Annotated in this window: 10 protein-coding genes; 5 read left to right on the forward strand and 5 right to left on the reverse strand. The window is 57.4% G+C overall.

Translation table 11 applies throughout. The features are described 5' to 3' along the window. Nucleotides 1–260: 260 nt before the first annotated feature. From HIJ39_RS20155 to HIJ39_RS20175, 5 genes are all read right to left on the reverse strand, one after another. The gene (locus tag HIJ39_RS20155; protein WP_169102841.1) at nucleotides 261–701 is read right to left on the reverse strand and encodes an NUDIX domain-containing protein; all 441 of its coding nucleotides are present in this window, start codon (nucleotides 699–701) and stop codon (nucleotides 261–263) included. Between the two features lie 118 nt (nucleotides 702–819). After that, entirely contained in the window at nucleotides 820–987 is a 168-nt protein-coding gene (locus tag HIJ39_RS20160) for a hypothetical protein (protein ID WP_169102842.1), read from the reverse strand. A 231-nt stretch (nucleotides 988–1,218) separates the two neighbouring features. Next, the gene (locus HIJ39_RS20165; protein ID WP_169102843.1) at nucleotides 1,219–2,184 is read right to left on the reverse strand and encodes an alpha/beta hydrolase family protein; all 966 of its coding nucleotides are present in this window, start codon (nucleotides 2,182–2,184) and stop codon (nucleotides 1,219–1,221) included. Between the two features lie 796 nt (nucleotides 2,185–2,980). After that, nucleotides 2,981–3,571 carry a 2'-5' RNA ligase family protein gene (locus tag HIJ39_RS20170; RefSeq protein WP_169102844.1) on the reverse strand — a complete coding sequence of 197 codons (591 nt, stop codon included), beginning with the start codon at nucleotides 3,569–3,571 and terminating at the stop codon, nucleotides 2,981–2,983. A gap of 694 nt (nucleotides 3,572–4,265) precedes the next feature. Next, nucleotides 4,266–4,796, reverse strand: coding sequence for a hypothetical protein (locus tag HIJ39_RS20175; RefSeq protein ID WP_169102845.1), 531 nt, complete (start codon nucleotides 4,794–4,796; stop codon nucleotides 4,266–4,268). Nucleotides 4,797–4,988: 192 nt separating this feature from the next. Between HIJ39_RS20175 and HIJ39_RS20180 the strand changes: the two genes are divergently transcribed. From HIJ39_RS20180 to HIJ39_RS20200, 5 genes are all read left to right on the forward strand, one after another. Continuing rightward, nucleotides 4,989–5,573: a hypothetical protein gene (locus HIJ39_RS20180; protein ID WP_169102846.1), complete on the forward strand. Its 585-nt coding sequence runs from the start codon at nucleotides 4,989–4,991 to the stop codon at nucleotides 5,571–5,573. A 193-nt stretch (nucleotides 5,574–5,766) separates the two neighbouring features. Then, nucleotides 5,767–6,213: a hypothetical protein gene (locus HIJ39_RS20185; protein WP_169102847.1), complete on the forward strand. Its 447-nt coding sequence runs from the start codon at nucleotides 5,767–5,769 to the stop codon at nucleotides 6,211–6,213. Between the two features lie 136 nt (nucleotides 6,214–6,349). Next, on the forward strand, nucleotides 6,350–6,889 hold the full coding sequence (locus HIJ39_RS20190; protein ID WP_169102848.1) for a CcdC protein domain-containing protein: 540 nt from the start codon (nucleotides 6,350–6,352) through the stop codon (nucleotides 6,887–6,889). A 170-nt stretch (nucleotides 6,890–7,059) separates the two neighbouring features. Continuing rightward, a complete protein-coding gene (locus HIJ39_RS20195) occupies nucleotides 7,060–7,431 on the forward strand; it encodes a hypothetical protein (RefSeq protein WP_169102849.1) in 372 nt (123 codons plus the stop codon). Nucleotides 7,432–7,580: 149 nt separating this feature from the next. After that, nucleotides 7,581–8,003, forward strand: a complete 423-nt coding sequence (locus tag HIJ39_RS20200) for a VOC family protein (RefSeq protein ID WP_169102850.1) — start codon at nucleotides 7,581–7,583, stop codon at nucleotides 8,001–8,003. The last annotated feature ends 130 nt before the right edge of the window (nucleotides 8,004–8,133 follow it).

Here is an 8,133-nt window from a genome sequence, read left to right on the forward strand (position 1 = left end):
TTCAGGGGGAAAGAAATTTTCTCAGACCCCACAAGCATTGCAAATCAAGGACTTCGGGTTATGAAAAACCCTCATTTATATGGGCGGGACTATCTCCTTCAAGAAATTTGGCCTCCTTCTCTCGTAAGTCGCTCGCACAGAGCCAAAATAGGGACACCTTCCCCAGGTCCGTTTGTAATGAGTTCAAGCCGCGCGGCATATTCGCCCCCGAATGTTGAGGATTCGACACACGAACGATGCCAGCACCTTTCTGCCTGCCGTCATCCGCCGTGCCCAAGATACACGGGAGCTTTCGCTTCCCCATACCCCAGCTTGGGTACATGATGTCTCATTTCCAGGGGATAAAGATGGAAACGCATCAAATCCGCTATGGGCAACCATTCGATACCGATTTGGCCGCCATCCGGTATGTCGCTCCGAACCGCACCGATCTTCTCGTCCGTTGAGCACTGAAAGATAAATTCGATTTGGTGAACGGCTCGTTCGGTATCGAGCCATTCCCGTACAAATCGCAATGCCCCAACGTGAACGTCAATGCCCAGTTCCTCACGACACTCGCGTTGGAGGGTCCGGTGAAGGGGCTCGCCAGGATGTTGACCACCACCCGGCAAGGCGTAATATACTGTGAAATCCTCCTGATATTTGATGGCGAGAACCTGACCGTCTTGCACTAACAGCGCTCGGGCCGTTGTTCTAATCATTATTCATCCTCCATGCTGGCTCCGCCGGGATGGGCGCGTGTGATCGACCCAACACCTACATCATTGATCCCGTAGACGGCAGGCTCAAGGGTCGATAGCCAACCCCTCCAAAGTCCCACTAGGTGTGGGGATACATCGGTACGGTCTCCCCGTTCTTGAGCTTCATCCACCATTGGCGGTTACACACAACGCCCACGCTCCCCGGCGCCTGCACGTGCCAGAGACCCGCCATCCCGATTGACGCCGAGAATGCCTGGCGTCCTTGATGATAGACCACGGATTTCATCGGCCGCTCGCTGACGCCCCACAGCATTGTCTTCCCGTCGGCGCTTAATGGACGATGTGCCAGGGCGGAGTTCGAAATCTAACCGTGGGGGCGGGTGGCCACTTCGATTGGGTTCTAGAAGTTCTTCTCCGTCCGGCTCGTCTACAGTCGGGGCTGTAACTCTTGGGGGAGCGTTTAGGGAGATTCACCGACCGTGTTGCCCCTAGCAAGGGGGAATCTGGCCATTCGTCATCAATAGTTGTTGAGGGCAATATTCAGACCATAGCGTTTGAACCATTGATCCATGGCCCTCGCAGAGGCCGCCTCATACCCGCCGTGCAGACCATGCTGCCCTCCGCGATAGAGAATGAGTTTGACCGTGCGGTCAGCGTGTGTCATCTGATCGGCAAACAGTCGGACGGTCTGCCACACCACCTCTTTATCCCCTGTACCCTGCAGCAACAACACCGGGGCCCGAATCGCTGCGGGATTTGGTGAGCGCTCCCGGTAGGCCAAGCTGTGGATGTTCGGTCCATACCGGTCCACGACGCCCAGGAACTCGCCCGGGTACGCGGTGGGGCCTAGTCCCTGGTGCGCCTGGGACCACTGCACGACATCGCTTAGCCCCACCAAGGGACTGACGGCCACCACCGCGCGCACCTGGTGGTCCCATCCCGCGGTCATGAGGGCCAAGTCGCCGCCAAGCGAGTATCCTAGCAGATAGGTGTCGTTGACCTTCACCTCCCCAAACTGCTTCGCAATCCGGATGGCATCCTGCAAGTTGCTAAAATCGATGCGAACGCCCTTGGCACGGCCCGGACTACCAATATAGCCTTGATACTCGGGATAGAGTTCGACGACCGAGGAAAACGCCAGCCCCGCAGCAGCCGCGGGCGTGTATCCGAAATTCCAGTGCGGCCCCCCAAACAGGTACCCGCCATGCAGATTGACGAGCAACGGGTAGCGGCCCGCCTGGCCGGGTTCTGTCATCAAAGCCTCGACCTGATGATGATCGCTCCAGTATTCGATTTGATACAGTTTAACGCCAGACGGCAGGTTCGGAGGATGGAGCAAACGGTAGCGGGAAACCATGCCATCATGAGGTTTCGTACTGATCGGGACCTTGGGGGGACTCGCGGCCACCCGACCACATCCCACGGTTGCGATCAGGGTCCCGACCATCACGCCAACCATTAGGACCGGCTTTATATGATTCATTCCAGTTATCCTCACTCTCTTCTTTGGCACGCCATCTCGAATCTTAGCGTTCGCGACGCAGTCGCCTAGTGCTGCGCCTGAGCGGCTTATCGCGCAAAGCGATTCATGAACACTCGGCGCCGATCCTACCGGTAGCCGTCGTGGGTTTCTTCCCACGGCCTCCTCGCTACAGGAGGTTCGCTCTTGGGCGCATCTAGGTGATGTTTGCGCTGCGCCGTTCAAGATTTGGTGTCTACCGTAAACCCCTTAATATGCTTCCCAGTTTTAAAATTTGTTCTTTGGTCATTCCTATGGTCGTCAAGATGAAATGCCCTCTTATCTTGTTAGTAGCGTTCGGCGCTAAAGCCTTGCCTGCGGTAATAAGAGTGCTCCCTATCAAAACATGGCTCTGCAATGAATCGGGCAAGTTGACTTTAACGTTTCGGACATAAACGGTGTGGTTCGAGTTCTCTACGGATGCCCAAAAAGATAACTTTTGCTTGTCAAGCATTGGGGAATTGGGGCTCGCGGGCCCAATTCCACTGTCCCAAATGCTGCCTGCGACAGATGGTTGAGGTGGAGCAGAAGTCAATGACTTCCCGCTTCGCACCACGTAACACCGATCACCACCACAACAACCAAGGGGACCAGTGACACCCAGCGCCTCAGTGGAATCACTCCTTACCCCTCATTGGATTGTTGCCCCCGATGGGTAATTCGACAATCCGCAGAGTTTCCTCTGGGACATACGCCCCAAGGCTTGGCTGTACTCTCGCCCCCGTATGCAGATCAGTCAGTGGGATTGCCTTAATCCGACCTATTGGGCTGACTTCGCCATGAACCGGGCCTCATGGAGTATATCAAGCTGGACTCGGCGGTCAGGAGGCAATCTGTTTACTCGGAGCACCTGCAACATGGTGAGCGTGACCGTTCCCGTAATCTGAGTCTCCATGAGCCGCCGTGCTTCAGTCTCACTAACCGGCGATCGACTGCGCAACGTGCAATGGGGCGTGTAGGGGAAAGGACTGACATTAAATTTGATGCCGCTCGTCGCGAGGCGTTGATGCAGTTGATGGAATGGACGGGGGTCGACGGGCTGCACCACAAAGATATCAGTACCCGGAAACCGCTGTACGGGACCAAAGCTCACGCGAATTGGCGGGGTAGTATTGGCCACAGTATCCAGTAGGCGAAATGCTTCATCGGGATCTTGGTCGTGGTGAATGGTTCCGATACCGCTAGAACCCGCCACGGTAATCTCCACCGGAAGAGCCATTCGAAATGCGTCCTGATGTTCCGTTCGAATGGCCATGATGCGCTCGGCGACCGGCGGCGGTACCGGGAGAATGACGTAGGTATCTGCATCAAATATTGAATTGGTGCGCCCGGCGTTGCCCGGTTTGTTCAACGAGATCACCCTATTTATGTATTCGACCCCACCACAGACTTAGCGCGCAAATGATAACCCATCCGTCGCGCTTTCTCATCGAATTTCCGCAAGTGTCCTGTTACCCATTTCTTCACGTTGAATGTACTATCCTTCTGGCGATTAGAGGATTGGATAAGGCATTTGCGTGCCCAACACTGCATTCGGGTCCCGGCGGACCGTAAATTCTTCCCTAACTATCTCGCACGACCTCAATCATTTGCTTCAGGCCTCGAGGATCTTACGAATTGCCGTGCCCCCCCTTCCGGACCGTTTGGAACGCGGTTCTGACGGAACACACCCAAACCTCTGATACAGCGGGCGGGTCCCCCGTCAACTACGGCCTCCCCGCAATGCAGTGCCCGGGGACCTTTCCGCGGCGCGAATGCAAAACGCGGTTTTTGAATCTGAATCCCAGTTTCTAGAGCGCGGACAAAATTGGGGTCGTCGACCATCGGGCCAAAGAGATACTCCACCTGGGCCGCAAGTTTCATGCAGGCCGGCAGGTCGCCAATGTCGCACGGACCACTCTCATTGTCGTGCTCCTATCCCTGTGACGTGTTTTCCGTTCTTTCCCCATGATAACCACCCTCAGGGGGAACGACGAGATCTTGTGGAAATATTCCGCTAAGTCGTTCTCGCCCCCCCGAGGGAGTCCCGCTGAGCACCGTGACCCTCACGCATGGGGATACATTGGTACGGTCTTCCCGTTCTTGAGGTTCATCGACCATTGGCGGGTATACACAACGCCCACGCTCCCCGGTACCTGCACGTGCCAGAGCCCCGCCGTCCCGATTGACGCCGAAAACGACCGGCGTCCTTGATGATAGACCACGGATTTCATCGGCCGCTCGCTGACGCCCCATAGCAGCGTCTTCCCGTCGGCGCTAATGGCCGCCCAGTCCACCGGGGACTCGCTCGGATTTAGCCCCAAGGACACCGAGGATGTCGTCCCGACATGCCATCCCCAGAAGTTGCGCGTGAGATACCACCCATAAAAGCCATGACCATGGGGGGTCTCCGATATCACAAGCCGGCCCTGAGCGAACGGCACCGACTGGACAACCCCCGTTGACGGTGTATGCTCCGCCGCCAACGCGCGTTCCGGGGTGGCATGCGTGTAGAACCGATGCGCCACAACGCCACCAACCCCCAACACAGCCGCGGCACTCGCCCACCCCAATATCCGTCGCCATCTCGGAAGCATCGTCATATACATTCTCCTCGTATCGGTGTTAATCCATTACATCCATTGCAGCAAATATTCTGCCGAGTTTTGGGCCGGTGCAGTCGCGGCGCATCCTTCGCGGCCCTCAAGAGCGTTTCAAGGCTCGCAAGCCTTACCTCGAACACAACGCCGTTTGCGGCTATAGTATGATGGGCTGGGGAGGGAAAGCCGGTGAATCGATCGATCCGATGGCTCATCACCGTCGGCGCAGCGGGGATTCTGATCGTCGGTGGCTGCATGGGTTGGCAAGCTCACGTACAGGCGGCGAAACGCCAGCACGCGGAACTCGCTCTCGCCCACGTTCTTCCCGCGCGTGCATACCCATCTGGTCACGAGTACACGGGCAGCGCCGAGGGTCTTCAGTGCCAAGTGATTGTATCGGTCGCCCCATTTCACACGATGGAAGACCCGACCGTCGGCGCCACGGTAACGGGAACGTTCACCCTGACGTACACCGGTCCAAGACCTGCGGCGATTACGTTCTACACGCTCGGCGGCCTCCCGTGGTCCACCCATCCGAGCGAGCGCATGCTCATCGCCGCGCAGGGGAATCCCACCCCGATCTCGGCGAGCCCCGAGCTGCCAGTGACACAAGTCGGCCCCCATCGATATCTCTATCGGATTGTCCACTGGCATTACGCGCAATGGCCGATGACCGTTCAGCAAACCCGCCGGGAATTTCGGACCGCGGCGTTGCAGGTCGACCTGGTCTCGGGACGTACCTTAAACATCGCCCTGAAGCCCATCGTGCGATAGGCATCACGGCCACTGATGCGGCCGACTGGCGTTCTCCCCGCCTAGCACGCGGGGCCCTGATGGACATACGCCCCCGAACGCAGGTTATTAGCTCCGTGAATTATTTGGCCCCACGGCCTTCCATATCACAGAAACCTCCGCCTGGAGCCCAAATTGGTATAATAAGCTAACGCTCTCTCTAGGGGGAAGAATCGTGGACCACAAACTTTTACACGTGACCGGCCGCTTTATGGGACATGGAATCAACCATGCGGCCGAGCGCTTCGTGGGAACGATGACTCTGATGCCTGTGCTGGGAAACTGTGGCACCGTGTTAACCTTCACCGCCATGGGGGACTCCGACATGATTTTCCATGACGAGCGCACCCTAATCGGGCTCGATGCGCAGGGTCGGCTCTCGATGGTGTCGACGTCCAATAACACCGGGGCCCTCCTACACTATGCCCTACAGGACGCGGAAGGCGGCCGGTTAGTATTCCGCTTGGGCGATTTGGACGATGAGCACTCCTTTCGGGAAACGCGAGAGCTCGTCTTACACGAGGATGGTGATGTGACCTACCGATTTTCCTGGGGACAGCCGGGTGGCCCGTTTCGGGAGCGGTCGGTGGTCAGGATGGCAGACTCGCGGAATCACCTCTAGACGACAAGACTCGGTACGCACTTCTCCGCGCTCCGGAGCCACGCCTACCGCAGATCCCTCCCGTTAAGCAATTTGCTCGCGCATGCTCCGCTATCCGAAGGATTGCACCACCTGCATCCGGCCTCAGTCTTATGTTATGGAGGTGTGGCCCACGACAAGCGCCATTTTGATTGTACTGGTCGCTCTCATGATGGGGGTCGACTCGGTCCGCGACGGCGGTTGGGCCATCGTGCGACCGGTGACCACCATTGGCCGCATGATTTTACTCCTCGGCGCCGCAGCCACGGTGCTGTTTGGGCGGGGACTTCCGTCGTTATTCGTTGTCACTGGCGCCATCGTCGGAACCGCAGTGGGCGTCGCTTTGTCGCGGCTTGGCGCGCGTACCATGAAGTTTCGTCAAGCGAAGACGGGACTGCTGTTTCGGACCAACACAGCCATTGCGATTCTTCCGGTACTGGTCGTCCTAGTTCGGATTGTGCTGGTGGGGCCGCCCCAATGGCTCCCATCACCGGACGGACTGACGCAGGGAGCACTGATTGCGCTGTGTGACTTCTTATTCCTCAGCTATTGGTCCGCAACCTATCTCGTAGCCTTGCTCCGCGGCGACCAATACCTCTTAAACGCCGCCACGATGGAGCATTCCCCTTCGTCGGCGGGAGTTAAAGCGGATGACTAATTAGTCGGGCTTGTAGGGTCGTCCTGCCCTTTGTCTCGTGACGCTCTTCGACGGCGCTCTCGCCCCCAGTAGTCCATCATTGATGCCGACAACTATTGGGCAACTAAGGCTATTTATCAGTTTGGCGATTTATGGGAGAATTTCAACAAAACAGTGAGGAGCATTCATACATGTCCCGGTTCTCCTTGTGGAATCATGGCGGTGCGGTCGTTGTCGGACTGGCCCTCGGGTTGATCAGCCCTCAACTGGGTAAGTTGGCGATGTATGCCCTCTGGTTCGGTGTTCTGATCGGTTGGACGACCATTTCCGCACGCCGTCAACCCGCTTCCGCCCGAGGATGGTGGTCATCCATCGTACTATGGCTGGTCGCGCTCGTAACCTACGAAGTATACCTCGCTGTCATCTTTGGGCCCATGGGCCAGTCCCTCGCATGGGAATCCCTGGGGCTGGGAGTCCTGCTCACGGCGGTCGTGGGCGTGCCCGTCGCCGCCTTTTGGCACCGCACGATCCGCTCCCGCCGTCGGACCCGAACCATCAACTAATAAAGGCTCGTATCTGCCACAAAAGCATAACGAACGGCGGTCGCTTGATGTAGATCCCGAGAGCCCAAGACAGCGTCGCCTCTTAAAATTTGGTATTGACTGTGGGCACGACCCAGAATGACATCAATCCCATCTCAAGGAGGTCTCAGATGATTCGCCTCGACCCCTACCTACTATTCAACGGCGATTGTGGGGACGCTATGACCTTTTACCAAGCGTGTCTGGGTGGAAAGCTAACCATCGTCCGAGTGGGAGAATCGCCCGTGCGCGACCAGCTGCCGCGCGACCTGCACCACAAGATCCTCCATGCCACGCTCCACAGCGAGAGTATCCGTCTCTCCGCATCCGATTGGCTGCACCCGACCCGAGTGCCTACGCCGGGCAATACGACCTGTTTGTATCTCAACGGCGGAACGTATGAGGATTTGAAGGTACGCTTTGACAAACTGGCGGTCGGAGCCGACGAACGCCTCATCGACCCACTCATAGAAATGTTCTACGGTACCTACGGCGCACTCACCGACAAATATGGTGTCCGATGGATGTTTCAAGGGGAAGGACCCGCGCGTTAACGCCCCATGTCTGGCGCCAACCAAGGCGAGGGATCGGTCCGCCTTTAGTGCGTTCCCTCGTAGATTAGGGCTTTTCTCCCGTATACTCGCTGATTCGCAGGATTTCGTGACTCACGATGTGCGAGGGATG

Source organism: Sulfobacillus harzensis (assembly GCF_012933365.1).
Lineage (GTDB): Bacteria > Bacillota > Sulfobacillia > Sulfobacillales > Sulfobacillaceae > Sulfobacillus_B > Sulfobacillus_B harzensis.